Source organism: Bacillus sp. OV166 (genome assembly GCF_900177675.1).
In the GTDB taxonomy this organism is placed as follows: domain Bacteria; phylum Bacillota; class Bacilli; order Bacillales; family Cytobacillaceae; genus Neobacillus.
Genome location: NZ_FXWM01000001.1, coordinates 2276600 through 2301009, shown reverse-complemented (window position 1 = coordinate 2301009; position 24410 = coordinate 2276600). Strand labels below are relative to the sequence as shown.

Annotated in this window: 26 protein-coding genes and 5 pseudogenes; 4 read left to right on the top strand and 27 right to left on the bottom strand. The window is 35.9% G+C overall.

All coding sequences use genetic code 11. The features are described 5' to 3' along the window. Positions 1 to 15: 15 nt before the first annotated feature. The 6 genes and pseudogenes from CCK98_RS11025 to CCK98_RS11000 all read right to left on the bottom strand — a co-directional run bounded on the left by CCK98_RS11025 (position 16) and on the right by CCK98_RS11000 (position 3206). Positions 16 to 954, bottom strand: a complete 939-nt coding sequence (locus CCK98_RS11025; protein WP_088086620.1) for a ring-cleaving dioxygenase — start codon at positions 952 to 954, stop codon at positions 16 to 18. A gap of 90 nt (positions 955 to 1044) precedes the next feature. Continuing rightward, the gene (locus tag CCK98_RS11020; RefSeq protein ID WP_088086619.1) at positions 1045 to 1443 is read right to left on the bottom strand and encodes a DoxX family protein; all 399 of its coding nucleotides are present in this window, start codon (positions 1441 to 1443) and stop codon (positions 1045 to 1047) included. A 57-nt stretch (positions 1444 to 1500) separates the two neighbouring features. Then, positions 1501 to 1926: a MarR family winged helix-turn-helix transcriptional regulator gene (locus CCK98_RS11015; RefSeq protein WP_088086618.1), complete on the bottom strand. Its 426-nt coding sequence runs from the start codon at positions 1924 to 1926 to the stop codon at positions 1501 to 1503. A 79-nt stretch (positions 1927 to 2005) separates the two neighbouring features. Further along, positions 2006 to 2275, bottom strand: a pseudogene (locus CCK98_RS11010) (ArsC/Spx/MgsR family protein); the annotation flags it as partial. A gap of 80 nt (positions 2276 to 2355) precedes the next feature. Further along, a complete protein-coding gene (rpiA, locus tag CCK98_RS11005; protein WP_179195761.1) occupies positions 2356 to 3030 on the bottom strand; it encodes a ribose-5-phosphate isomerase RpiA in 675 nt (224 codons plus the stop codon). Positions 3031 to 3065: 35 nt separating this feature from the next. Next, entirely contained in the window at positions 3066 to 3206 is a 141-nt protein-coding gene (locus CCK98_RS11000) for a BA3454 family stress response protein (protein ID WP_088086615.1), read from the bottom strand. Between the two features lie 547 nt (positions 3207 to 3753). On the opposite strand from CCK98_RS11000, the gene CCK98_RS10995 reads away from it, so the two are divergent. Continuing rightward, positions 3754 to 4026: a YqhV family protein gene (locus CCK98_RS10995; RefSeq protein ID WP_088086614.1), complete on the top strand. Its 273-nt coding sequence runs from the start codon at positions 3754 to 3756 to the stop codon at positions 4024 to 4026. Positions 4027 to 4247: 221 nt separating this feature from the next. Here the strand turns inward: CCK98_RS10995 and istB are convergent, their stop codons facing one another. The 3 genes from istB to CCK98_RS10980 form a co-directional block, all read right to left on the bottom strand. Continuing rightward, entirely contained in the window at positions 4248 to 5006 is a 759-nt protein-coding gene (gene istB, locus CCK98_RS10990) for an IS21-like element helper ATPase IstB (protein ID WP_088086613.1), read from the bottom strand. After that, complete coding sequence (gene istA, locus CCK98_RS10985; RefSeq protein ID WP_256942314.1) at positions 5003 to 6523, bottom strand: IS21 family transposase; 1521 nt, start codon at positions 6521 to 6523, stop codon at positions 5003 to 5005. The genes istB and istA overlap by 4 nt, the downstream gene beginning before the upstream one ends. 381 nt (positions 6524 to 6904) lie before the next feature. Further along, complete coding sequence (locus CCK98_RS10980) at positions 6905 to 7099, bottom strand: hypothetical protein (protein WP_256942313.1); 195 nt, start codon at positions 7097 to 7099, stop codon at positions 6905 to 6907. A 482-nt stretch (positions 7100 to 7581) separates the two neighbouring features. Between CCK98_RS10980 and CCK98_RS10975 the strand changes: the two genes are divergently transcribed. Further along, entirely contained in the window at positions 7582 to 8178 is a 597-nt protein-coding gene (locus CCK98_RS10975) for a hypothetical protein (protein ID WP_088086610.1), read from the top strand. Between the two features lie 90 nt (positions 8179 to 8268). Here the strand turns inward: CCK98_RS10975 and CCK98_RS10970 are convergent, their stop codons facing one another. Genes CCK98_RS10970 through CCK98_RS10960 form a run of 3 tightly spaced genes read right to left on the bottom strand, consistent with a single transcriptional unit; the run spans position 8269 to position 9912 of the window. Continuing rightward, positions 8269 to 8892 carry an FMN-binding negative transcriptional regulator gene (locus tag CCK98_RS10970; RefSeq protein ID WP_088086609.1) on the bottom strand — a complete coding sequence of 208 codons (624 nt, stop codon included), beginning with the start codon at positions 8890 to 8892 and terminating at the stop codon, positions 8269 to 8271. Positions 8893 to 8915: 23 nt separating this feature from the next. Continuing rightward, on the bottom strand, positions 8916 to 9434 hold the full coding sequence (locus CCK98_RS10965) for a GNAT family N-acetyltransferase (RefSeq protein WP_088086608.1): 519 nt from the start codon (positions 9432 to 9434) through the stop codon (positions 8916 to 8918). Positions 9435 to 9459: 25 nt separating this feature from the next. Beyond that, a complete protein-coding gene (locus CCK98_RS10960; protein WP_088086607.1) occupies positions 9460 to 9912 on the bottom strand; it encodes a MarR family winged helix-turn-helix transcriptional regulator in 453 nt (150 codons plus the stop codon). Between the two features lie 128 nt (positions 9913 to 10040). On the opposite strand from CCK98_RS10960, the gene CCK98_RS10955 reads away from it, so the two are divergent. Together CCK98_RS10955 and CCK98_RS10950 are read left to right on the top strand one after the other, a co-directional pair. Continuing rightward, the gene (locus tag CCK98_RS10955) at positions 10041 to 10481 is read left to right on the top strand and encodes a GNAT family N-acetyltransferase (protein ID WP_088086606.1); all 441 of its coding nucleotides are present in this window, start codon (positions 10041 to 10043) and stop codon (positions 10479 to 10481) included. Between the two features lie 20 nt (positions 10482 to 10501). Continuing rightward, a pseudogene (locus CCK98_RS10950) lies at positions 10502 to 11145 on the top strand (YitT family protein). 178 nt (positions 11146 to 11323) lie between these two features. On the opposite strand, the gene CCK98_RS10945 reads toward CCK98_RS10950, so the two are convergent. From CCK98_RS10945 to CCK98_RS36790, 15 genes and pseudogenes are all read right to left on the bottom strand, one after another. After that, positions 11324 to 11545: a YolD-like family protein gene (locus CCK98_RS10945; protein WP_256942312.1), complete on the bottom strand. Its 222-nt coding sequence runs from the start codon at positions 11543 to 11545 to the stop codon at positions 11324 to 11326. Between the two features lie 37 nt (positions 11546 to 11582). After that, positions 11583 to 11780 (bottom strand): annotated as a pseudogene (locus CCK98_RS10940) (helix-turn-helix domain-containing protein); the annotation flags it as partial. A 250-nt stretch (positions 11781 to 12030) separates the two neighbouring features. Continuing rightward, positions 12031 to 12612 (bottom strand): DUF4256 domain-containing protein, encoded by a 582-nt coding sequence (locus tag CCK98_RS10935; RefSeq protein WP_088086605.1) that lies wholly within the window; start codon positions 12610 to 12612, stop codon positions 12031 to 12033. A 441-nt stretch (positions 12613 to 13053) separates the two neighbouring features. Continuing rightward, positions 13054 to 14424 (bottom strand): gluconate:H+ symporter, encoded by a 1371-nt coding sequence (locus tag CCK98_RS10930; RefSeq protein ID WP_256942311.1) that lies wholly within the window; start codon positions 14422 to 14424, stop codon positions 13054 to 13056. 115 nt (positions 14425 to 14539) lie between these two features. Further along, entirely contained in the window at positions 14540 to 15193 is a 654-nt protein-coding gene (locus CCK98_RS10925; protein ID WP_088086603.1) for a 3-oxoacid CoA-transferase subunit B, read from the bottom strand. A 14-nt stretch (positions 15194 to 15207) separates the two neighbouring features. Beyond that, positions 15208 to 15894 carry a CoA transferase subunit A gene (locus tag CCK98_RS10920; protein ID WP_373408527.1) on the bottom strand — a complete coding sequence of 229 codons (687 nt, stop codon included), beginning with the start codon at positions 15892 to 15894 and terminating at the stop codon, positions 15208 to 15210. Between the two features lie 310 nt (positions 15895 to 16204). Further along, positions 16205 to 17182: a 3-hydroxyacyl-CoA dehydrogenase family protein gene (locus CCK98_RS10915; RefSeq protein WP_088086601.1), complete on the bottom strand. Its 978-nt coding sequence runs from the start codon at positions 17180 to 17182 to the stop codon at positions 16205 to 16207. Positions 17183 to 17188: 6 nt separating this feature from the next. Next, entirely contained in the window at positions 17189 to 18220 is a 1032-nt protein-coding gene (locus CCK98_RS10910) for a ketopantoate reductase family protein (protein ID WP_088086600.1), read from the bottom strand. Between the two features lie 56 nt (positions 18221 to 18276). Next, positions 18277 to 19137: a 3-keto-5-aminohexanoate cleavage protein gene (locus tag CCK98_RS10905; RefSeq protein WP_088086599.1), complete on the bottom strand. Its 861-nt coding sequence runs from the start codon at positions 19135 to 19137 to the stop codon at positions 18277 to 18279. Between the two features lie 611 nt (positions 19138 to 19748). Continuing rightward, positions 19749 to 20768, bottom strand: a complete 1020-nt coding sequence (locus CCK98_RS10900) for a LacI family DNA-binding transcriptional regulator (protein ID WP_088086598.1) — start codon at positions 20766 to 20768, stop codon at positions 19749 to 19751. Positions 20769 to 21250: 482 nt separating this feature from the next. Beyond that, entirely contained in the window at positions 21251 to 22234 is a 984-nt protein-coding gene (locus tag CCK98_RS10895; RefSeq protein ID WP_088086597.1) for an MBL fold metallo-hydrolase, read from the bottom strand. Positions 22235 to 22279: 45 nt separating this feature from the next. After that, positions 22280 to 22429: pseudogene (locus tag CCK98_RS36165) on the bottom strand (AraC family transcriptional regulator); the annotation flags it as partial. Then, positions 22423 to 22500 (bottom strand): annotated as a pseudogene (locus tag CCK98_RS36160) (LysE family translocator); the annotation flags it as partial. The pseudogenes CCK98_RS36160 and CCK98_RS36165, both read right to left, overlap by 7 nt. Before the next feature lie 296 nt (positions 22501 to 22796). Beyond that, positions 22797 to 23639: a DnaD domain protein gene (locus CCK98_RS10885; RefSeq protein ID WP_306298931.1), complete on the bottom strand. Its 843-nt coding sequence runs from the start codon at positions 23637 to 23639 to the stop codon at positions 22797 to 22799. Positions 23640 to 23666: 27 nt separating this feature from the next. Further along, positions 23667 to 23801, bottom strand: coding sequence for a hypothetical protein (locus CCK98_RS36790; protein ID WP_306298930.1), 135 nt, complete (start codon positions 23799 to 23801; stop codon positions 23667 to 23669). Positions 23802 to 24410 lie beyond the last annotated feature (609 nt).

Genomic DNA, 24410 nt, shown 5'->3' with positions numbered 1-24410 from the left:
TTCCTTTTCGTATAATCAGTCTAGTTCTCTTACTTCAAATGGAAGTAATCTGCGTTCAATTTGTTCTCTTTTGGGTTCATACTGTGCAGGCAACATCAATTTTTCTCCCATGGTTTCTTGTGACTCATCATGAGAGAAGCCTGGAGGATCTGTTGCAATTTCAAATAAGATTTCTCCGTGTTCTCTGAAATAAATGGCATTAAAATAGTTTCGATCTTGTACTGGAGTTACGCCATATCCATTTCCTGCAACATACTTTTGCCATTCCAATTGATCCTGGTCATCACTAGCCCGCCAAGCGATGTGATGTACGGTCCCCACACCCATTCTTCCGCGTCCAATCGGAGTTAATTTCAGGTCAATGACATTTCCGATATCAGCTGAAGAACGATAACGGGCGAAATCTCCTTCTTTACCTACGAATTCAAGTCCCATAACATTTTCTAACAAATCTGCCGTTTTATTGGGCTGTGCTGATAATAGAGTAGCTCCGCCAAACCCTTTGATGGCAACCTCTGGAGTTACCCCGCTAAAGTTCCAATTATTAACTTCTCCTTCTTCTCTTTCAACAATTTCAAGGTGAAGGCCATGTGGATCATCAAATTCCAAATATTCCTCACCGAATCTTTCCATTTTAGTAAAAGAGACTTTGAACTTTTCTAATCTGTTTTCCCAAAAGTTCAATGCACCTTTAGGAACAACATATGAAGTAACTCCTACTTGACCATCACCAATGGTTCCTTGATGAGCCCCTGCCCAAGGGAAAAATGTGATGATTGTTCCTGGTTTTCCTCCTTCATCACCGAAATAAAGGTGATACGTGCCAGGATCATCAAAGTTTACCGTTTGTTTCACTAGGCGTAATCCTAAAACACCTGCATAAAAATCAACATTCTCCTGTGGATGTCCTACAATTGCAGTGATATGATGAATACCCATTGTTTTCTTACTCATTTTGAAACACTCCTTTTAAAATTATGATGTCTATTCAATAATTAAATTATTGATACTATTAAAAATCGGGATTCTCTAATTCGAGATATTTTAGAATAAAAAAGCATCCAATGCATATTTTCCAGGTCCAATTAATGCTAAACCAATTACAACCGCTATCAACGTCAAATTATATTCGTATCCATTTTGTGTTGCCCAATAACCATTAGAAGCATGAACCTTTACAATTGCCATTACCATTGTAGCTGCAATCATGATTCCTGCAAGGGGAGTAAGAAGTCCTAATGTAAACAATAATCCCCCAATTAATTCTGCTAATCCTGCCATGAGGGCCATCATTACACCTGGTTTCATACCTAGCGACTCCATCCAGCCTCCTGTTCCCTTTAAGCCGTAACCGCCAAACCAGCCAAATAATTTCTGTGCACCGTGAGCCATGAATGACACACCCACGACTACCCTTATAATTAATAATCCAATACTCATCATTTTATTACCTCCTATTTTCACTTATCTCGACTTCGAGATATTAATTTAAAAAATATATTATTCCACTCTGTTTCTAACTTTCTTTAAACAATGGACCATCAACTCGGACTCATCTTCTGTTAAATCTTCAAAAATAGAATTAACCATGTCTTGATACTTCGGCATGATGTTTTCCATTATTTCCATTCCTTCAGCTGTCAAGGTTACATGAATAACCCGCCGATCTTCTTTACAGTTATTCCTTTTTATGATTCCTTTTTGTTCTAGTTTATCAATAACATACGTCATCGAACCGCTAGAGATCAAGATTCTATTTCCAATCTGCTGAATGGTTTGTTTCCCTTTGTAGAAAAGTACCTCTAAAACAGAAAACTCGGTAATACTAAGATTATTTTTGGACATTTCGTCTCTTATTCGTTCCTGAATGCCCTTTGAGGTTTGCATTAGTAGCAAAAATGGATGGTTAGTACATTTCCTTTCCATATTCACACCTCCTAGTTAAATATCTTTAATTAATATATCTTGAATTCGAGATATTGTCAATACATGTTTATAATTTAATCTATAACTGTTTTTCTACAATAACCCCAGCCGAATCACGGACTTTATAGAGCTGCTTCAATAAGCTATGGACTTCATCAAGTTGGAATACACGCATTTTACGTGGCAAGAAACACCGTAACTCTTCTTCATTAAACCCTACTTGTAATCTTTTTTCATCAAGGATTAATGGTTTTCTTAATAGCCCAGGATTCTCTTCAATAATCGTATACAATTCTCGGAGTGAAAGAGAGTCGATATTAATATTTAGCTTCTGGAAAGCTTTTGACTTTGCTAAATCCCCTGTTGCTCCAAATAAGACAAAGGTCATTGATTCCATCATGATTCCCCCATGTTTGTATCTATTTTCCCTTATATCGATCTTCGGACTTTCGTTACAAGTTTGTTATCAATAATGGTAATAACAGCATCAGCAAGCCCAACAAATAATCCATTATCAACCACACCAGGTATAAGGTTCAGATTTTCCTCTAATTCTTTTGGATGATTAATTTCTTGAAAACTGCTGTCTATAATAAAGTTACCGTTATCGGTAAGAAAAGGATTCCCATCCTTTTCCCGCAGCTTTGGATTGCCTCCAAGCTCTCGAATGTACTTCATGGTCATCTCATATCCAAATGGGACCACTTCTATCGGCAGTGGAAAAGTTCCTAATGTTTCTACATTTTTATGGGAGTCTGAAACGACAATAAAAGTTTTAGCTGCTTTCGCGATTATTTTCTCTCTTAAAAGGGCTCCGCCTCCTCCTTTAATAAGGTCTAAATCTCGATTCACTTCATCCGCACCATCTATGGCTAGATCAATATGATCAATTTCATTTAATGAAACAATTGGGATTCCTACATCTATAGCTAATTTTTCCGTTTGTTTAGACGTAGGTATTCCTTTAATAGAAAATCCTTGTTGAACTAATTTCCCAAGCTTAGAAATGGTATAAAATACAGTGGAGCCAGTTCCAAGTCCAACTACCATTCCTTCTTTCACATAATCTACAGCTTTTTCTCCGACTTCTTTTTTTTCATTCAAGGCCATTTGCCCCTTTCACTTAAAGATCTGGAGATTCATTTTTTATTTAACCATTGTTTCTTAATTTGCACTTGTGCGAAATTCAAAATTTGTTCTTCAGGTGTGTCCTTTTTAACAATTACATTCGTTAAATAATATTTTCCTTTATAATTTAATTTCACAGTCACTTCTATCATTTGTTTCACCCCTATCCATTTTTCAATTAAACATTTTAATAAAACATTTATATACCAAGCAACTATAAATAAATTTAGTTACTTTATGTAACCTATAATATCTTCTGAATAAATTATCATCAAGTAAAATATCTCGAATTAAAGATATTTATTTTTTTTACAGTATGGTTATGAGATTTATTATAGCTTTCTCCAGTTACAAGATTTTAATGGTAAGAGATTGCCCACAAACTCTTAAGGGAAAAATTTATAATACCTCAGTTCATGTATGGCGTATTGGTTGCCGTTATTCGTTTTTTGGCATGAGTCTAAATATTCCTCATAAAATGTACAAGAGTCTAATCGCTATCTCTATTGTTTCCGCAGTTTCATTAATCGTGTTTGGTATATATTTGGGATACCAAGGGATTTATGCACTCTAGGGTTACGCTTCATCTTGTCTTTTTTGACGTTCCCATGGATATGCATTTCGTTAAGTCCTTGTCCCTCCATTCATATAGTAAACATATACGGATGAGTGATGAACAGTATTACATAGGAGGAGAATATGTTTATTTTTATTGAAATAGCCGTTTTGGGAATGGCATTAATAAGAGTACTTTCAGGAAGTATTGAAATACTTGCAGCTATACTCATGATTAAGTTTAATTCAGTTGAAAAGGCACTTTTAGTTAATAGTTCTTTAGCACTCGTTGGCCCTATTATTCTCATCTTAACGACTACAATTGGTGTTCTGGGATTGACTGGGAATATTTCATTTACCAAAATAGTCTGGATTTTCATCGGAGTTGGCTGTATTTTTATCGGTGTAAAATCATAATCTTCCGTTTAAGTTTCTTTATAGGTAGAAAATAAAGGAATGACAGGAAAAAACATTGATCAAAAAGAAGGTTGTATTTGTCAATATTAATTTGAGCCAGTGTGATCACTTCAAAAGTGAGCCACTTCATTCTGAGTTATTTCCATATTTGGGGGAGGACTTGGAGTTTAGGGTATCTTGCCTCGAGGGGCAAGATACCCTAAACTCCTCGCGCGCCCGGCCTATTGGTCGCTCTCATCCCTTTGATTCATACTTTGTCTAAATCGATACGATTCTCCATTAAGAAGGAGGATATGAGCTTTATGGGTTAGTCGGTCTAGTAGAGCTGCGGTCATTTTTTCATCTCCAAAAATGGAGGTCCATTCCGTAAATTCCAGATTCGTAGTAATCATCACGCTAGCTCGTTCGTAGCGACCGGCAAAGAATTGGAACAAGAGCTCTGACCCAATTTTCGTGAACGGCACGTAGCCCAGCTCATCAATAATGATCAAATCAAATTTGAGCCATCTCTTTTCCAATGCACCTAGCTTGTGTTCTTCATTAGCCAAAAGGAGTTCTTCTACTAGTTCTGCAGCCGAGATAAACTTAACCTTATATGCATTTTTAATCATTTCAATTCCGATCCCCGTAGCCAAATGCGACTTTCCAGTCCCGCTGTTTCCTAAGAATATTATGTTTTCCTTCTTCTCCACAAAATCTCCCTTTGATAGAGTCAGAAAACGATTTCGGTTCAGACTTGGCATTAAACTAAAATCATAGCTATCTAGTGTTTTTTTGACAGGAAAAGCAGCTTGTTTAAGCCTTCTTTGTCTTTGATTTTCTTCTCTAGACTCTGATTCTGCTTCTAATAAGGCCAAAAGAAATTCCTCATAACTCAAGTTACGATTCTCAGCCTCTCTTGCGAGAGAACGGTATTGTGCGGAAATAGTCGGAATTCGTAGTTGTTTAGTAAGGTGATCTAAAAGTAGTTCAGTTGTCATTTCCTAGTGCCTCCTGTTAATTGACCGTACTGTTCAATACTGGATTTATTCACTTTGTAATCTAAAAGATTGACTGGTGTTTTATCAGTTGGAAGAGTACTGATTGGTATGTTTTGGTTTGTAAGCCTTTGTATAATTTCATGGACTTTCTCATATCGGAAATCTTGCGTTTTCTCTGCTTCCAATAAGGCTTTTGTTAAATTTTCCATACCAATGTCACGATGGAGGAGGAGAAGTCGAATGAACTTCCTATCACCTTCAGATCCTTCCTGCTCACGCATTTTCAAATGGAATCGCTTAAATACATCAGGGATTTCAGTGGTTTGGAATGCGTGAGCGTCCCGGATTGCCCGGGGTTTTTTAAGCAAGACTTCCAGATAATGATCAAGAACCGTAATCACCTGATTGCGTTCATAGGAACGAGGGTGTTCTGCGATCACACGGTTTTGAGCCACTACGATTACTCGATCGACAAAAATTTTTGCCCATACAGCTTGACCAGCATAGCTACAGGGTACAGAATAACGATTAGTTTCCACTGTAATAAGGGAAGTTTTATTTACTTTGCACGATAGAAGTTTACAAGCTTCAAAACGATTAGTAGGAAGAGGATGGAGACTCTCTTTTTCTTTCTCCCACATTTCTAGGACAGTCTCTGATTTATTAGGGACGTGAGTCCTTCCAGCTTCCTTTAAACACCAATCTTGGAGATACTCGTTCAGTTCATTAATAGATTGAACCTCAGGTAGAGGCACCAAAGCATTCCTTCTTACATATCCAACAGTGCCTTCGATACGACCTTTTTCGTTTCCACTTGCAGGATTACAGAATTCAGCTTTAAATACATAATGAGCCTGGAGACCAATAAAAGCCTCTTGTTCTAGCCGATCTCTGCCTTGAAGGATTTTTATTACAGCTGTTTTTAGATTATCAAGTAGACCTTCTGTCGGAACTCCTCCTAAGAACTCAAACGCATGAACGAAGCCATCCAGGAATGCTTCCTGTTTTGCATGAAGATATGCTCTCACAAACCGCATACGACTTGCGGAAAGTTGGACGCAGAAGAGATAAACCCGTTGTGTTCGACCCTGTAGAATAATATCCGCCTCTCCCCAGTCGAATTGGAATTGGTGGCCGAGTTGAAAATCAAGCGGTATAAATACTTCCTGAATTTGTTGCCTGCGTTTGGCTACGATTTTGCGAATGTTTGAGGCAGAGCCTTTAAAATCATATTCATCTTGTAATCTCTTGAAAATTTTGATAGCGGTATGCTTTTGCTTTTTCCAGCTCTTTAGGTCATCTTCTAACCATTGATCAATGATTGGAATTACCCGTTTTGTTTCTGGAGAATATTCCTTTGTTCCATACACGTATTTTCGTAAAACTATTGTTGGTGCTGTATTATTTTTTAGGTATTTACTCACGGTGTTACGGGAAATTCCAAGCTTTGTCGCAATTTGCCTTTGCGATAATCCTTCAACCTCTTTTAAGAATTTGATATTATGAAATTGAGCCATTTCGATCATCCTTTTCTTCCTCTCTCAATGAAGTAAGTTTGGTCACTTCCTATCATAAGAGGGGTTAATAGAATTGGGAATCATGTGGCTCATTTTTTATGTGATCAAAACGTTTAAAAGTGGCTCAAATCTAGATTATCAAAAACAAAGGTCTTAAAATTAAGTATTTTAATTTCTTCAATTCTTGAGGAAATTATTTTCATGCGAGTTGTACATGAAGTCTAATGTCATTTACTGCATTTGTTATTAGCATTTATTGTCTGTTCATTATAGAGGATTGCCATCCCGGTCCGTTCAGCATACTGGGTTCAGCAACAAAAAAATAATCCCCCATCATTCCTTGATTCTGAACAAACGGGGGATGATCACCTAGTATTCTTTTTAGACATAAAATACCTCTCTTTCTTCTTCGTTTAAACTCTCTCTAATTGCCTCTTCCCACCATCGAAAGTCATCCAGAATAAGATCTTTCATGAGTTTTAACCGTTCATTCGCAAGCTTTTCCTTTCTTAATGTTTCTTCCTCTTCCATTCCACAACAGATTTGATAAATATCATCAAAGTGAGCGAGTGACATTTCCATCACCTTCTTTCATAGTTCTGATGAATTATTTGAATCTTTGCCCTCCCTTCTTTACGTTCATTATATGATGATTAATACGACAAAATCGTTCTTAATTTTGTCAATATTTTGAATTATCAAGGCGGTATCTCTCATAGTAACCGTACCTTAAATGTAGGCGTGGTGATGTTTACAAACAACTATAAAAATAATTTAACATTTATAAGTTCCTCCATCTTATTTACCCCAACTTCATGTATCATTGAATTCCCTTCATTAGCAAAGTAAAAAAAACAAACTCCCTTCTTAATTGTCAAAAAATTCATCTGTAAAACGGAGTTTTTCGAACACCTCATTATAGGAATAATTTATTATTTTAAATACCTTTAGGTAAATTTTTTTAATAAAAACAAAAGGGATGGGGGATATCTTTATTTGATTAATCCACGAATTATAGTGTGGTAAAATAGGAAAATAACTTGTTAACGGAGGGTTCTATGATTTGGTTTTTGCTGCTTGTCGTTCTGTTTGCTTTTTTGATGGGATTTTTCCAGGTTCCCATCTGGATCATGTATGGCGTATTGGTTGCCGTGCTTGTTTTTATCATGTTTCGAAACCCGCTTTTATTTGGTAAGGATGCCGAAAAGATGATGGCGTACTTAAAAAAATCAAAATCACCTTATTTGCAATTCCTTTACCATTTTCTTCACGGGAACCTCTCGGAAGCGGAACAAGCGATGGGGAAAATCCGTTCCAAAAAATCAAAACGAAACTCCGAATTGATGCTCTTGATGGAGCGGAAGCAATACGGAAAGGCAAAAGAACTTCTTACACAAATGGGTGGACATAAGACAAAGTGGTACGTTTTGTCGGATATCGCCATTAATGAAGGCGACATAGAAGCATTCAAACAAAATAAAGAGAAGATAACAGACACCTTTTTTTTAAACATGTTAGACATCGATCAAGCTGTTTATGATGGGAAAAAGGAAGAGGCGGTTGCGCTGCTCGATAACATGATTCCAAAGCTTAGAGGTTATAAATTACTGACAGCCGTCCAGTATCGAAAGCAAATACTTGAAGGAAGAGTCTGACCCAAATTACCGATGGGTAAAGCCCGAAATCTATGATTTCGGGCTTTTATTTAATGGATTCGAAATGGTAAGGGTTGAATAAAAGTGGGCCTATATGTGATTTTTTAATCTCTTTTCCATCAGTTCTGCCATTTGTTTCGAATTTGAATTTCCTTCATTTTGTAATTTATCTATGATGTTAATATAATCCGTTTCATTTCGGTTCTGACTTAATTTATATGCAGCCTGGATTTCTTCCACTTTAATTTTAAAACCAACAATACCTTTTATTTGATTTTCTAATAGTTTAGGAGAAAGTTTGTCCCATAAAACAGGATTTTTACGATTTTCTTCATATTTTTCCAGCATTATTGTTAATTCTTCTATTAATTCATCTTTCTCTAAAATGCTTGCTTTACCATATACATGGACGGCTTGATAATTCCATGTTGGAACTTCTTCATGCCCATACCAAGAAGAGGAAATGTAAGCGTTCGGTCCCTGAAACATAACAAGCACATCTTCACAGGTTTCAAATGTTCTCCACTGAGGATTTCCATAAGCCATATGCCCAGTAATATAGTAATCATCACCTTTTTTATTTAACCCCAAAGGCAAATGAGTGGCAATTGGTTTCCCTTGTTCTGTTGTGACAATCGTGCCAAAAGAGTTATTTTGAACAAAATCCCAAATTTCATCAACCTTTGTGACCTTAAAATATTTTGGAATATACATAATAATCCGCCCTTCATAAAAAGTTATATGAGTGTTTTGGTCATTATTAAGTCCGTTTGTTCTTCATCACCCATATAAAACGAGTGGGCTCCAGTTTGAACAAACCCCATTTTCTTATAAAAAGCAATAGCATTTTCATTTTTTCCCCATACGCCTAGCCAGATTTTCTTTTTATTACGTTCCATCGCAATCTCCATAGCTTTATTTAGCAGATATTTACCAATCCCATGTTTTTGAAATTTGTTCTTTATATAAATCCTCTCGATTTCAAGTGATTCATCACCCATTTCTTCAGACTGAGCATCATTAGTATTGACCTTTAAATATCCAGCGACTTCATTATTAAAATAAACAAAAAAGAATTGCGAAGAAATATTGGATAATTCTTTTTCTAATTGTTTTAAGTTAAATGCCCTTTCCAAATAGGCATTCATATTTTCGGGTGAATTCTGATGCTTAAATGTCTCATTAAATGTTTCATAACTAATTTCTTGAAGTTTGAGTGAATCTTCAAGGGTACACTTTTTAATATTTATAGTCATTTAAATATGTCGCTCCTTTATATAATCAATAATTTCTCTTGTTTCCCTTTTTTACAAATTCCCAGTCTTTTTCTATATTTTTTCTTACTCTTTGAAGAAGATTGAAAATGGTTTCTACTTCTCTTTCGGAAAATCCCTCTAATGCAACGCTATTGGAATAATCATTTTCTCTTTTTATAAAAGGATAAACATTTTTCCCTTTCTCTGTTGGAAAGAGCTTTTTTATTTTTTTGTTATGTTGATCTTCTTTCTTTTCAATAAAGCCATTCATTTCAAGTTTTTGTATCGCACGAGCTGCTGTTGTTCGATCTACTTTTATCATCTCAGCTAACTTTTCTTGAATGATTCCTGGGTTTTCACATATTCGCACCAGGTACAAATACTGCCCTTTTGTAAGATCATATTCTTTAAATTCTATATTACTTATAGAATCTAATGCCCTTGCTATCATTCCAATTTCACGAAGAATTTCCTTCATAATTAACTCCTTAACCCATTCTTTTTGTTGCATTTACTATAAAATTGATATAAATTAAATTTAACCTAATTTTATTGCATTTGCAACAAAATAACGATAGACAATTTAATTTAAAAGGACTGATAAAAATGAATGCAAAAAGAGCAACGATTGATGAAAATTTAAGGGTAGCATTTGCAATAAGGAAAGAAGTATTTGTGAAAGAACAAGGCGTACCACTAGAGGATGAATTTGATCAATTTGATACACTGAGTGGACTTTGCGAACACATATTAGTCCATTACAAGGAACAACCAGTCGGAACGGGAAGGATAAGGTTTATTGATGGAGTTGGTAAATTGGAAAGAATCTGCATCCTCGAACCTTATCGTAAATTTGGACTTGGAAAAATCATTATTAAAGCGTTAGAAGAAATCGCGGAAGAACGGGGAGCCTCGCAGGTTAAATTACATGGACAAACACAGGCGGAAGGTTTTTATAAAAAACTTGGTTATCGTACTTCATCTAGTATCTTTATGGAAGATAGTATCCCACATATTCTAATGCTCAAAGAATTGTCTAGTAAATAATGATAAAGAGGTCGAGTAAAGTGAAATATGTTTTTTATGTATTAGGAATTTTAATATTAACTCTTGGTATTTCTTTCACTATACAATCAGATCTTGGAACTTCACCTTTTGATGCACTTTTGGTAGGACTGTCCAGAAATGTGGGGCTTTCTGTGGGAAGTTGGGAAATAATAATAGCTTTACTATTGATAGGTTGTAATTCATTTTTAAAAAGACAAAGACCAGAAGTTTTGGGGTTGTTAACAGCTTTTATAACGGGTATTGGTATTGATATGTGGCTTTTTTTATTGCACAATTTGATATCACCTGAACTATGGTACAGCAAAGTTGTTTGTTTTGGAATCGGCTTAGTTGTTATAGGATTAGGAACCGCAACATATTTAAACACAAATTTTGCACCGATTCCAGTTGACCGATTAACCTTAATCATACAAGAATTAACTAGAACAAATATATTTTTTTGAAAACGTTCATTTACCTCGTATTCTTAATGATGGCAATGTTTTTAAATGGACCAATTGGCGTTGGGACTTTATTAACCGTTTGTTTAGGGGGGCTAATACTTAATTACTTTATGCCATTTACTGAAAAAGTATTAGACCGCATATTAACACACTCAAGTACATCACCAAATTATGATAAAGATAAAAACCATTCAATATAGGATGGTTTTTGTTGTTCTTGTTCCACTAACCAGCCCTTTGTTGAATAAAAAATGCCAACCCATACAAGGCTGACTCAATGCATGATGTCCACTTAGTGCAAAACCTTGACTCCGACAACACTATCGAATGTTACCCGCTTAAATTCTCCAGAATTAACCTCTATCCTCAGCTCATACGTTAGCGGATCGACGTAATGAACACGGCCTGTAATGTCGTGAGTATATCTTCATCCCAAACGGTAAGATTTACCGCATGATTGTATTCTGTTGCGTATGCTTTACGCAGGTCGAACTCTTCCGACTGATGTTCGTCTAATAATGGCTTATAAGTCCGGCTTGATCGTTGAACATTTGGCTGGTCATTTCGAATCGGTATGAAAGAGGCCGACTGCCAATTCATTAGCTTTTCCCCCAAAATTCAAAACTCCTCCTAAATTTATATGTGACATATATTCAAATGCTGTTGCTCCATATACGCTTTTAAAGTGTTTGTTCAAATGGGGTAAATCCACAAAACCAAATTCAGTTACTGCTGCATATATATCTCCATTTTTTTCTATTATCTGCTTTGCACGTTCTATCTTACAGTTAAGAAAGAATTGGTATGGTGAAATTCCAGTATGACTCTTTGTGAGCGTGCCTTTTATATGTAAAATCAACCGGAATTTGCATTAGGTGTATATGGCAATTAAAAAAATACTGTTAAACAGTATCTTTTACAATGTAAAAAAGCCAAAATACGCAAGTAGTGCATAAAAACTTGCATATTTTAGGCCCTTTTAATTTTATTCCTTATTATATTAATGCCTCCGATAGTTGAAGAATGGAATCAAAGCCTTCCCCAGGTGTTCCGTTCCAAACTTAAATTTAGCTGTCTGTGAAAATTTAGACCCTTAGCGAGCCACGGAACCCTCTGGCAGCATAGTAAGAGTCCGCACCGTTGTGATACACGAAGACGTGCCCGAAGCGACGATCGCAAAAAAGGGCACCGCCGAGTTCTCTAATATCAGAGGGTGTTTGCACCCAGCTAGACGTTTTCATATCGAAATTTTCAAGTTTTTGCAACGCTCGATATTGTTCTTCCGTTAATAGTTCAATGTCCATGGCAGTTGCCATATCAATAGCGTTATTTTCTGGTTTATGATTTTTCCTTGACTCCAGCGCTTCACGGTCGAAACAAACACTTCTGTGACCTTTAGGACTTTCCGCTGAACAATCATAAAAAATGTATTCGTCCTTCTTTTTATCATAGCCAACAACATCCGGTTCACCGCCAGTTCTTTCCATTTCATTGAGCGACCACCGTTTTTCAGTATTAGCTTCCAGCTTTTCTTGGACTTTAGCCCATTCAAGACCTTTATGGCGGTTCATGTTTTTCTCAAAACGGGCTTTCAATGCTCTGAGTAATTCTTCAGGTTGTTCAGATGCATACTCCTTTTTATTGCTGACTTCATTACTTTTTGTCATGTTAGTTTCCTCCTTATTGTTTTTACCTCATAGTGGTTTAAGTATATATATAAATATTGGTTTATAATAAATCGTTTTCTGAAACTAGTTGGAAGAATCACCATATTAGTGCTGATTATGATTTTCAACTTAATCTAAACTGTACCTTTAGTTTAAGTGTTTTTCTTCACAATCTAAATCTATTTCACAAACTAATCTCTTTTAATAAAATTCAAAAACATTGCCTTTTCCTATTTTTTAGTAATATGTATACCTTCGAATGTCATTAAAAAACCCCCTAAACACAATGAATTTTCCATTGTGTTTAGGGGGTTAAGTCAAGGTAAAAAAACATCAACAATTAATATATTTTTTATCCCCTGCAAAATACTATTTTATTATAATTGACTTCATTTTGCCGGGATATAACTTAACTTCTAATAGTTACTAAACTTCAAAAAATCACCCAAATATCATGTTCAATGCTAATACTCCAAGTATTCCATAAATAGCAACAAGGGTATACATGAAACACACAGTTTTAACTGTTTGTCCAATGGTCAAGTTAAGATATTCTTTAGTCATCCAGAAAGATACATCACTTGGTGGAGCCCAAGCTATGGAAGCACTTCCAATTGCTAGTACCATCAATTCAGGACTAACACCAGTAGCTGTTACAATTGGCAACATAATTCCTGCGGTGGTTAAAACTGTAACTGTTGCAGACCCCACGGCGATCCGTATGATAAGGGCAATAATCCATGCTAATATAAATGGTGAGATATTCCATCCACTTGTAAAATCAGCAATATATTCTGCCATTCCGCTATCAAGAATTACTTGTTTAAATGCACCACCTCCGCCGAGAATGAAAATGATTCCTCCCATGGAGATCAGTGCTCCTTCTACAATTTTCATCAATTGAGGCATCGTCTTTCTTTTTTTATGTAAACCAAAGACGTATACTGCGATAAAAAGCGATATAATCAAAGCCATATCAGCATTACCAATAAAGGTTAAAATTTTATTAATTATAGAAGTTTTAGGTAATGAAAATTCTGCAATTACCCCTATCAAAATCAAAATAACTGGTGACAAAGTGGTTAAAAGGGAAGTTGCAAAGGATGGGACTTCATCCATGTTGAAATCTTTTTTTGATACTAAATGCATTGGAATCTCTATATCCCAATTTTTATATAACTTAGTAAATAGCAGTCCAAAAATAAATGCTGCTGGAATTGCTAGAATCAAGCCATACCCCAGAACAACGCCTAAATTTGCCCCTAAAGCACCTGCAATAGCAGTTGGTCCTGGATGCGGAGGTAAAAAGACGTGTGTTATGGATATTGCTGCTAGAAACGGGATACCCACTTTCAACAGCTTCACCTTTGCTTCAATTGCAACTGTATATACGATTGGAATTATTAGAATGTAACTAACTTCATAGAATAATATGACCCCCATAAGGAATGATGCTATGCAAATGGCCCAATCTACTCTTTTTTCGCCAAATACCTTAATTAGAGTGGTTGCAATTCTATTCGCTCCACCACCTTCAGTTATGATTTTTCCAAAAATGGCACCCAACCCAATAATGATGGCTAAATGTCCTAGAGTACCTCCAAGTCCAGTTTCAATGGATTTGACAATTGCTAATGGTTCCATACCTAGGATAAGGCCTACGGATATAGCTGATATCATTAGAGATAAAAAAGCATTAAGCTTAAAAACTATAATTAAAATAAATAATATAACGATCCCTAAAGCCAATGCTATAAGTGGCATAATATAAACACTCCATTCCTTGATTAATTTATGTATTTTCTTCTCCACTTCCGTGCCTAGAAATAAGTATTTGCAAGGAAAGTCCTGTGGTAAAAATTAATATAAAATGCCAATAAAATCCACAGATTCGAATTCATTTTCATGCTATAGTCCCTGATACCGTTTACCTTACTCCAACCAGTTCTGGCGCAACCTTAAATTGCGCTTCTGTTTTTTCTTTTACTTCATCTAAAGTAACACCGTCTATGGTTTCAACAAGGATCATACCTTCATCTGTAAAATCAAAAACCGCGAGATCTGTAATTAATCGATCTACGACTCCTTTACCCGTTAGCGGTAACGTACATTCGCACTTAATTTTTGATTCACCATGCTTGTTTACATGTTCCATTACAACGATGACCCGTTTTGCTCCATTGACAAGATCCATCGCTCCGCCCATACCCTTTACCATCTTTCCTGGGATCATCCAGTTAGCCAAATCACCATTTACTGCCACTTCCATACCGCCTAAAATAGCTAGATCGATATGACCTCCGCGAATCATGGCAAATGACGTGGCGCTATCAAAGAATGAAGACCCCGGTACGCAAGTAACTGTTTCTTTTCCAGCGTTAATCAGATCCGGATCTTCTTTTCCTTCGACTGGATAAGGTCCAATACCAAGCAATCCATTTTCTGACTGCAAAAAGACGTTAAAATCAGACGGAATCTCATTTGCGATTAGCGTCGGCATACCAATCCCAAGATTAACATTCATGCCATCCTCAATTTCCTTTACTGCGCGTTTAATAATAGTAATTCTTTTATCTATCATCTTGATTTTCTCCTTTATCGTGCGGCCACTACGGTCCGGCGCTCGATTCGTTTTTGATAATCGGTACCCACAAGTAAACGCTGTACAAAAATACCCGGTGTATGAATTTCATCCGGGTCTAGTTCACCCAGCTCAACAATTTCCTCCACTTCTGCAATCGTGATTTTCCCTGCCATCGCTGCAAGTGGATTAAAATTACGAGATGTTTTCCTAAAAACAAGATTTCCGTATGGATCGGCTTTCCACGCTTTTACTAGAGCAAAATCCCCAATAATACCCTCTTCAAGTAAATAGGTTTTTCCATCAAACTCTTTCGTTTCTTTTCCTTCAGCAATTGGTGTACCAACTCCCGTTGCTGTATAAAATCCTGGTATACCTGCGCCACCCGCCCGAATTCGCTCTGCAAGGGTTCCTTGTGGCGTCAATTCTACTTCCAATTCTCCACTTAAATATTGTTGTTCAAAGATCTTATTTTCTCCGACATAGGAAGACACCATTTTTTTTATTTGACGGTTTGCCAGCAAAAGACCAAGGCCCCAGTCATCCACTCCGCAATTGTTGCTGACGACCGTCAACTCTTTTGTCCCTTGCTCTACGAGTGCCTGAATCGTTAACTCTGGTATCCCACATAAGCCGAATCCTCCGACAACTAATGTTGAACCGTCTTTAATATCCTTAACTGCTTCATTAAACGAATTCATCAATTTAGTATTTTTCATAGAAATCACTTCCCTAAGTTTTTTTAAGATATCATCACAGCATCATAGGATTTATTTATCAAGAGTTATACTAAAAAACACGAGACTTTTGGAAAAATGTTAGCTATTTTGACACTACGATGTTAGTAAACAAATAAACTGGAAAAATTCAAATTTTCAAATATGTTTTTTTACATTTATCCCAATAGGGAAGGTCTCCCTATTAGGAATATATATCGCCAACTGTAAAATTTACGGTTGAAGTTTTTTGAACGTTATTTTCACTAAATTTTTTTAACTATTATTTAGTTTATTAATTTGGTACTTCTTCTTTGATGGACGATCTATCGATATAAAACTCAGATGCTTTAAGTTGATGGATCAGCTTTTCAGCAAACCTTTTCTTAACCGCAGATATTTCATCTTTTTTATATTCGTAAAATCCTTCTCCAGATTTCATGCCTAGTTTTCCTTTTGCTACTTTTTGCCTTAACATTTCATTGGCATGTTGAGAATTATCCATAACCTTTAACAAGTTATCACCAACTGTACACCAAATATCTAAACCACCTAAATCGGTAATCTCTAATTGTCCAGTTGTAGCATATCTGAAAGCTGGACCAAACTTTAATGCTTTATCAATATCATCTGGGGTTGCGGCCCCCATTTCAATGAGAGAGAAAACCTCCCGCGCAATGCCTTGTTGAATTCTGTTAGCTATAAGTCCTGGTATATCCTGTAGAACTTTAACAGTTTGCTTTTTTATGGAGTGATATAATTGTTCTACTTCCTTAAATAAATCATCTGGCATATTCCCAAAATATGATAGTTCTACGAGGGGCATCAAGTGACCTGGATTATACCAATGGTTTACGATCATTTGCTCTTTCCGTTTATCACTGATAAGTTCCATCATACTAGTTAAAGGCAGACTCGATGTATTACTTGCAAATATCGTATGTGATGGACAATATTCATCCAATTGCTTAAAAAGATTTTGCTTAAGCTCTAATATTTCAGGGACAGCCTCAATTACATAGTCACGATCTTCAACAGTTTGCTTTAAATCCGTAAATACCGTAATCCGCTCGAGAGTTATCCCTACAGACTGTGACTCGATAAAGTTCGCTTCAACTAACATTTTTAGTTCTTCTTCAATTACTTTTATAGCATCCTTTAATTTATTCTCATCAGTATCATACAGATTAACGTCATATCCATACATCGCAAAAGCCTCTGCAATGCCATGCCCCATGGTCCCTGCACCTAAAACAGCAATTTTATTAATCATGGTCTATCACCGTACTAATAAACTAGGATCAAAATGTTTGATATTAGATGTGAACTCTGGAGGACAACCATTATTCTCAGATTCTTTCACTAATTTTACAACAAGATCATTGTAAGGGGTTTTTATTCCTACTTCCCTTCCCTTTTTACAAACGAAACCGTTGATATAGTCAATTTCTGACTTTCTATTCTTCTCCAGGTCTTGTAGCATGCTCGCTTTGGTATTACTATGTGGTCCCCATACTTCTTGATAAAAATCCATTTTATTCGGTATATCATTTTCGTCTTGGAGTTCAAGAAATTCCATATCTTTTCCTTGCATCACTTCTAATCTAATTCCATGTGCTCGTGCAACCTTTATGGTTTCATCTGCAATATGTGCTAAACTAAACATAGCTGTCTCACTAGATAAAACTTCACCAAAACGACAGCCTAATGCAGCTGACATGCCACTAAATGTTGCATTCATTAATAGTTTTGACCACTTTATACCCATGATGTTATCTGAGATATGACAATGACCAACTAAATCCAAAATCTTTTTTACTTCTTCGAGACGAGAAGTCATCGTTCCATCTAATTCTCCAATGTCAAATGCATAATTTTCTAAAGTATGTTTTTCTGTTGCGAGTTCAGAAACACCCGGTCCTAACCATGTTGCCCCAAATCCTACTACGCCTCCAATGGTTCTTTCGCGTCCTATATAAGAAGAAACAAAATCTTCAGGGATACCATTTTGTAGCGTACAAACGATACTATCGGGATTAAGATGAGGAATCAATTGTTCTAAAGAAGTTTGGTTATATACTTGTTTGGTCAGCAAAAATACCAAATCGTACTTACCAGTCATTTCATTGGGCAACAATGCTTTTACAGGTACACGGAGATCCATAAATCCATTAATTTGTGCACCAGAATGATTTAGTGCCTCTACGTGTTCCTTATTGATATCAATTAAATCTACTTCTTGTCCACCTGCAGTAATCAAAGCCCCTATTATAGTACCTAAGGAACCCGAACCCATTATGGCAATTCTCATATGTATTCCTCCTTTGAATGTGATTGACGGGTTAATAAATCCACAACATTTCCAGATTACTTAACGACACCAGTCACGTTATTCAGTGCTTTAATATTTCTTGATTGAACCAGTCCTAAAATTTCTCTTGCATCGTTTGGTGTCGCAATTTCTCTTCCCAAAGTTCTAGACAAATCTACAATTCTTTCAACAAATTGAGCATTTGTTTTAGCTAATTCACCCCGTCGATAATAAACACTGTCCTCCATTCCTACTCGGACATGTCCCCCCAATAGAATACTCATTGTATTGATAGCTAATTGCTCTTTACTCGCTCCAATTGCTGACCAGGTTGAACCGGGCGGGATATTTTCCGTTAAATACAATAAATTTTTTGGAGTAGCCGGCATCCCGCCATGTATGCCTAATACAAATTGGAAATGAAATGGAGGGTCGATCAGGCCCTTTTTGACAATTCGCATGGTATTTTCAATCATTCCAACATCGAATATTTCAATTTCAGGTTTTATCTGATATTCTTTCATTTTTATGGCCAATCGCTCTAAAAAATTGGGTGTATTGAGAAATACATCGGATCCAAAGTTCATTGAACCAGCATCAAATGTTGCCATCTCAGAGCCCAATTCACATACTCGCAGCCGATCTTCATCGTTCATAGCCACTCCGCCAGCCGTCGTTAAGTTGATAATGATATCACATTTGTCCTGTATACGATTAACTACATCAATATAAGTATCTAAGTTAAGGGTATTGTTACCGTTTTCATCTCTCACGTGAATATGGGCTATGGACGCTCCTGCTTGCCAAGCTTCATAAACGGAATCTGCGATTTCCTTTGGTGAAAGTGGCACATAAGGGGTATGTTTGCGAGTTGTCTGAGCTCCGGTTGGAGCAACTGTAATAATCAATTTTTCCAAAATAATCCCTCCATCTAGTTACCTTAAATTGATTTTCTAGCGAAACGTTTCGTTAGGAATAAAAAATAATAGTTTTTTACAAAGATAAAAAACATCTACTTCTATTGGTCCCAAAGCCCATTTTCCTATACTTCAATAGGTTATCTATTAACTTTTAAAAATTTAAATAGACTCCTAACTTGTAAAAATAGACACCCAAAGTAATGAAACCGTTTTATCGTATCCTTTTATCGAAACGTTTCGCTACAAATATAGTATAAATAGAATTAATTTTAAAATCAATAGTTTCTTTCTGAATATTGTAATAGTATTTTATTAAATTCATCTATCTAATATTTGGAACGAGAAGCGATCACGAAGTCAAATCTTTATCTATTTTTATAGTCTATTTGTTATCTTTTGAAGGTAAAGGAGAACAAAACCTTGAGTAAGTCGGTAAAATACTTTTCTTTTAAATGTACCATTATGAGACAGAAGGTAAAACTTTCCTCTATACCGAGAAATAGTCCATCGAAAGGTTGTCAAAGTAATTAGAATAGACATTACTCAAGCGATTTCAAATAAATTTAACCCCTCTCAATGTTGCTGTCTCACTTTTTACCTGCAGATAATCAATTATTGATCTTATTTCTCGTATACCCGCAACTTTCGCGAACAACTAAAGATGGAGTAAGTATTACTTGTCTAGGCACAGTTTCATTCTTTTCCTTGATCAGTTGTAAAAGCAACTCCATCGATAATTTCCCCATTTCATAAGTAGAGTGATCAACACTCGATAGTGGAACAAGAAAATTTTCGGAAAAAGTGCTATTATCATTTCCGATGACAGCAATATCCTCCGGAACACGAATCCCAGAATCTCTAAGTCCCTTGATAACTCCGAAAGCCACTACGTCGCTTACTGTACAAATTGCGTCTGGTAATTTTTCCACTTGTTCGAGCATCTTTTTCACATTGTTATATCCCGATTCCAAGGTGTATTCCCCTTCAAAGACAAGCTTCGGATCCACATCTAAACCATGAAGAGTCATGCAACTAATAAATCCTGCTTTTCTTTCTCTTGCGGTGTTTATTGCCAAATTACCTCCAAAATATGCAATTCTTTTATATCCCTGTGCAACTAAATGATTAACAGCTATTTCAGAACTGAGTGGATTATTAACTCCAACAAAATTTTTATCATAGAATGGGGGTTTTCTATTTATTAGAACATATTTTAATCCTGATTTTTCAATTTCAATTAAATCATCCGATAAAGCAATATTAGCTAAAAGGAGACCGTCAACTTGTTTTTCCAGCATTAGTTCTAAATAAGCCAAAATTTTATTATGTTCATTTGATGTATTACAAAGGATTACATTGAAATTATTATTAAACGCTACATCTTCAATACCTTTGATCATTAGCGGATAAAAGGGATTTAAAATATCTGTCACGATGAAACCAATGGTGCTAGTGCTCTTCTTTTTCAAACTTCGTGCTACTGCATTTGGTCTGAAATTTAGTTCCTTGATTGCCTGCATCACTCTATTAGTAAGTTCCGGACTGACATATGCTGAATGATTAATTACAGCTGAAACTGTAGAAAGTGAAACATTAGCTTTTTTTGAAACATCTTTCATTGTAGCCATTTAAAAACCTCCACTAAAACGTTTAGATATCTGTAATCTATATTAAATTTAGATCATAAGCAATTCAATAACCTTATCTTTTAGAAACAATAAAATGATTTTCCCCAAAATTTATTAAACTGTCCATTTTTTCTGATATCTTTTCGCATAAAAAAAACCTCCAAATATTATTATTTAATGGCTCTGAACATACCCAGTATATACTTCGCGGTATCCTACAGTGTCGTTCAGAATGAACAAAGGACCGTGGAGGTTGGAAGTTATGTAAATGATTGAAAAAGTTATTTTGGCGGGACTGCGTGGGAATCGAACCCACCAGAGACCTGGCACGCAGGTCTCTAGCAGTTCTGAAGACTGTGGAAGACACCATTGGTCAAATATTCCGTTCAAACGTAATAATATCTCCTACTTTTAATGGCAAATAAATATCCTCCTGAAGGTTTTATACAGTATGGTTAATAATAATCGAATATTACATTTAGTTATGTGAGAAAATCTTGAGGTTTCCAATCTTTCGGCTTTATGTTCTCATTCATCCAATTCTTTTGTGGTGTTTGGTATGGGGTGGAGGCGATGAAATGATTATTGTGCCAGCTTGCTGCTCCGGAACGAATCATTTCATCGAGCAGGATTGGAATAAATTCTTCTGGCTGAAGCTGAAAAGAATAACGTGCAAAATCATGGAACCAACCACACTTTAGTAGGTAGTTATCGATTTCTTCTTTTGCCAATCCATTTTTTATGATTAATGTGAATGAAAAAATCCTCTTGCAGGCATGCCAAGAAATTTTTTCTGGCATCCTGAGCCACTTTTCAAACCGTTTCCTTGCTGCATCAATGGCCGACATAGGATTCTCCATATTAGGTCCATGTCCTGAATATGCCTGCCTGATCCGGAGCATCGACAACCGATCCAAACTTTCCATCGATCGTTGGATAGATGAAACACCCTCTCGAAAGATATTTAACCATCCGATATCATTTTTGTGAAAGAGATCTCCGCAAATTAATATCTCTTCTTCTGGTTCATATAAAGAAATATGCCCTAACGTATGTCCCGGTGTGTGCAAGACTTTCAAGGTTCTACTTCCTGTGTTAATCCCATCGTTATCTCTGAGCTTTGTGTCGACTCGATAAGGTTTTACAGGCTGATCTAACCATTCTGCACTACAGGCTTCAGAGTCACAGGAATTAATTAAATCGGCGTCCCATTTATGAGCAGCAATCGTAATACCATAATTTTTTTGAAGATGAAAATTGCCTCCTACATGGTCACTATGGTAGTGCGTGTTCACAATAAGGTGTAATTCTTCTGGTGAAACGCCGGCTTCTTTAATTAATTGCTCTGTTTCTTTCGCATCACTCCCAAAACCAGTATCAATAAGGATCGGGAGCTGATCCTTGATAAGGATCATATTTGCACTTGGAAATTTTCTTTCAAAGAAAATTGTATTGGATTTTTTCATAGGCTATCCCTCCTTATATTTCAATGACTAAACAAAAGCTTCTTCTCAATTTAGATGTGACATATATTCAAATGCTGTTGTTCCATATACGCTTTTAAAGTGTTTATTCAAATGGGTTAAATCAACAAAACCACATTCAGTTACGGCTGCATATATATCTCTATTTTTTTCTATTAACTGCTTTGCATGGATAATATGACGATATTAGTAGGTCCTGGTGTAAAAGTAACAATAATACAGTAAATTAAAAAAGATGTAATATTCATGACGAAAACTCCTTTCTAGTATTCTCATAGAATTATACATCTAGAAATTAAATCGCTTATAGTATATTATTGCATGATTATATAAAACTCCTGTAAAGTTAACTCTACAAATTTAGCCTTAATTTAAAAATTCTCTTCTTATTAAACCTGACCTGTTTGGGCACTTTAGAAATTAAAGAAGCTTTTCTAATTCAAGTTTATGCCGTGTACATTCCACCTGTTCAGGTTAGACCACAGTATCCTTGAGCAAGTACCTCCCCTTCATCTAGCTTCATAAAAGATCTTTCTCGCCATACTCATCCCTCTTCACCTGCCGTAAGGTCTAGTTTAAATCTACCTGGAATAGGTCTTCCGGCAGGAAACGATTCGGTTGATTGCCTATGCTTTGGTGCGCAATTTTTACTCTCATAAAAGGAATCAATTTCTTCTACGGTCTGTAAGGAGTCATTTACCCAGTTTTTCAGAATCCCAACCACATAACTCAGCTTTCGCTTGTTATTGGCACAAGCAATATTCATCGCTTTTAAAATCACACCTTTCGGTTGTAAAAAGATAGAATGATCTAACCAAGATAGTAACCGTTGTTTGGCATTCACGTTCGAAAAACCAAATCCATTGTTGTCCCAAAACTCAACAATTTCTTTCACATCTTTTTGATTATTCTGTAATGGATTCTCGATGACTGGATTTTCCTCTATATTTGTATGAAAAGGTTCTTGTTGTTGTTTTTTAATTACTTTATTATTATTTCCTTTTTCTTTTTGTCCCCGTATCGTATAACGAGGCGTGAACGGATCATCTAACTCTTCGCACTCAGTATCGATATATGTATCTTTTTCTTCTTCTTCAATCATATCATTGCTGTTAAACATGTCTTCTTGTCCACAAAAAGATTCAAATAAGCTGAGAATTTCCTGTTTATCAATGGATTCCGAAACATAAAGGATAAGCGAGAGATCCTCGATATCTTTTAATTCCGAATAAATACAATCCATAACCGGTTTCCCGCCTTTATGGAGGTTGTATTTCCCCCAGTTTTTAATCGCGAGCTCTCTCGTTTCCGGATTGTAACGAATCACCTTGTGGAGCTCGATGAATCGTTCAATTAACGCATGAACACTTTCAATCGAATACCCCAAGTCAAAAGCCATTTGTTTTTTGGTAATTTAATAGATGCCAATTTGGGTCGTATGTGGATTGGTAAGAAGATACAGATAAAAGTATTTGTCCTCGGGGCTCATCTCTTCTAAAACAACCGGATTCTTCCAAAAATCAGTACGCACCATTCTATATTTTTCCATCCTCGACCACTGCCTTTCTTCTAATAAAATTCCTTCATAATTGATATAGAATGAAATGATGAAAATGGTCATAGGTTTTTCAGATATAATGTGTAGATTTTATGACAAAATAATTTCGTGGTACCGATCACTTCCCTGTTACTATAAAAAGAATGGTATGATGTACTCTTTTCCCCAAACAAAAAAACATTCACAAACATTTAGAAAACAACATTTGTGAATGTTTAGTGTTATTAAAGAAGTATTTCTCCAGTCGAGGTTAAATCAATCGTGAGCAGCGGGACTGCGTGGTAATCGAACCCACCAGACCTGGTACGCAGGTCTCTGGCAGTTTTGAAGTTTGCTGGCTTCTGTTTTTCTAGTATCACTATGTACCCTCAAGTACTGATAAATCAAGCCTTTTTGCTTCCTAGTGTTTTCTGGTGATTTGTAATTTATAAAATTTGGGCACCAAAGCAACTATGCAGGAGGATCTCCAGTGATAATTTGTTGTTTATCAGCAACTAGCAATTGTTAAAGGAGGAAAACCATCCATATCGGGACCATCGTAAAAAGAGCAAGCAGTTTATTCCGCACTGTTTGCCCTTAATAAATATTTTTCTATTATAA

Bases quoted from the DNA above. Each gene is read 5' to 3' on its own strand.
- CCK98_RS10895 (WP_088086597.1), bottom strand. From the start codon at position 22,234: ATGAAAAAATCCAATACAATTTTCTTTGAAAGAAAATTTCCAAGTGCA.
- CCK98_RS11015 (WP_088086618.1), bottom strand. From the start codon at position 1,926: ATGGAAAGGAAATGTACTAACCATCCATTTTTGCTACTAATGCAAACC.
- CCK98_RS10920 (WP_373408527.1), bottom strand. From the start codon at position 15,894: ATGAATTCGTTTAATGAAGCAGTTAAGGATATTAAAGACGGTTCAACA.
- CCK98_RS10965 (WP_088086608.1), bottom strand. From the start codon at position 9,434: ATGACTATAAATATTAAAAAGTGTACCCTTGAAGATTCACTCAAACTT.
- CCK98_RS11000 (WP_088086615.1), bottom strand. From the start codon at position 3,206: ATGATAGAAGTGACTGTGAAATTAAATTATAAAGGAAAATATTATTTA.
- CCK98_RS11025 (WP_088086620.1), bottom strand. From the start codon at position 954: ATGAGTAAGAAAACAATGGGTATTCATCATATCACTGCAATTGTAGGA.
- CCK98_RS10910 (WP_088086600.1), bottom strand. From the start codon at position 18,220: ATGAGAATTGCCATAATGGGTTCGGGTTCCTTAGGTACTATAATAGGG.
- CCK98_RS10980 (WP_256942313.1), bottom strand. From the start codon at position 7,099: ATGTCACTCGCTCACTTTGATGATATTTATCAAATCTGTTGTGGAATG.
- istB (WP_088086613.1), bottom strand. From the start codon at position 5,006: ATGACAACTGAACTACTTTTAGATCACCTTACTAAACAACTACGAATT.
- CCK98_RS10935 (WP_088086605.1), bottom strand. From the start codon at position 12,612: ATGACAAAAAGTAATGAAGTCAGCAATAAAAAGGAGTATGCATCTGAA.
- CCK98_RS10960 (WP_088086607.1), bottom strand. From the start codon at position 9,912: ATGAAGGAAATTCTTCGTGAAATTGGAATGATAGCAAGGGCATTAGAT.
- istA (WP_256942314.1), bottom strand. From the start codon at position 6,523: ATGGCTCAATTTCATAATATCAAATTCTTAAAAGAGGTTGAAGGATTA.
- CCK98_RS10995 (WP_088086614.1), top strand. From the start codon at position 3,754: ATGTTTATTTTTATTGAAATAGCCGTTTTGGGAATGGCATTAATAAGA.
- CCK98_RS10925 (WP_088086603.1), bottom strand. From the start codon at position 15,193: ATGATAGATAAAAGAATTACTATTATTAAACGCGCAGTAAAGGAAATT.
- CCK98_RS10975 (WP_088086610.1), top strand. From the start codon at position 7,582: ATGATTTGGTTTTTGCTGCTTGTCGTTCTGTTTGCTTTTTTGATGGGA.
- CCK98_RS36790 (WP_306298930.1), bottom strand. From the start codon at position 23,801: ATGGAAAAATATAGAATGGTGCGTACTGATTTTTGGAAGAATCCGGTT.
- CCK98_RS11020 (WP_088086619.1), bottom strand. From the start codon at position 1,443: ATGATGAGTATTGGATTATTAATTATAAGGGTAGTCGTGGGTGTGTCA.
- CCK98_RS10970 (WP_088086609.1), bottom strand. From the start codon at position 8,892: ATGTATATTCCAAAATATTTTAAGGTCACAAAGGTTGATGAAATTTGG.
- CCK98_RS10915 (WP_088086601.1), bottom strand. From the start codon at position 17,182: ATGATTAATAAAATTGCTGTTTTAGGTGCAGGGACCATGGGGCATGGC.
- CCK98_RS10945 (WP_256942312.1), bottom strand. From the start codon at position 11,545: ATGAATTGGCAGTCGGCCTCTTTCATACCGATTCGAAATGACCAGCCA.
- CCK98_RS10955 (WP_088086606.1), top strand. From the start codon at position 10,041: ATGAATGCAAAAAGAGCAACGATTGATGAAAATTTAAGGGTAGCATTT.
- CCK98_RS10900 (WP_088086598.1), bottom strand. From the start codon at position 20,768: ATGGCTACAATGAAAGATGTTTCAAAAAAAGCTAATGTTTCACTTTCT.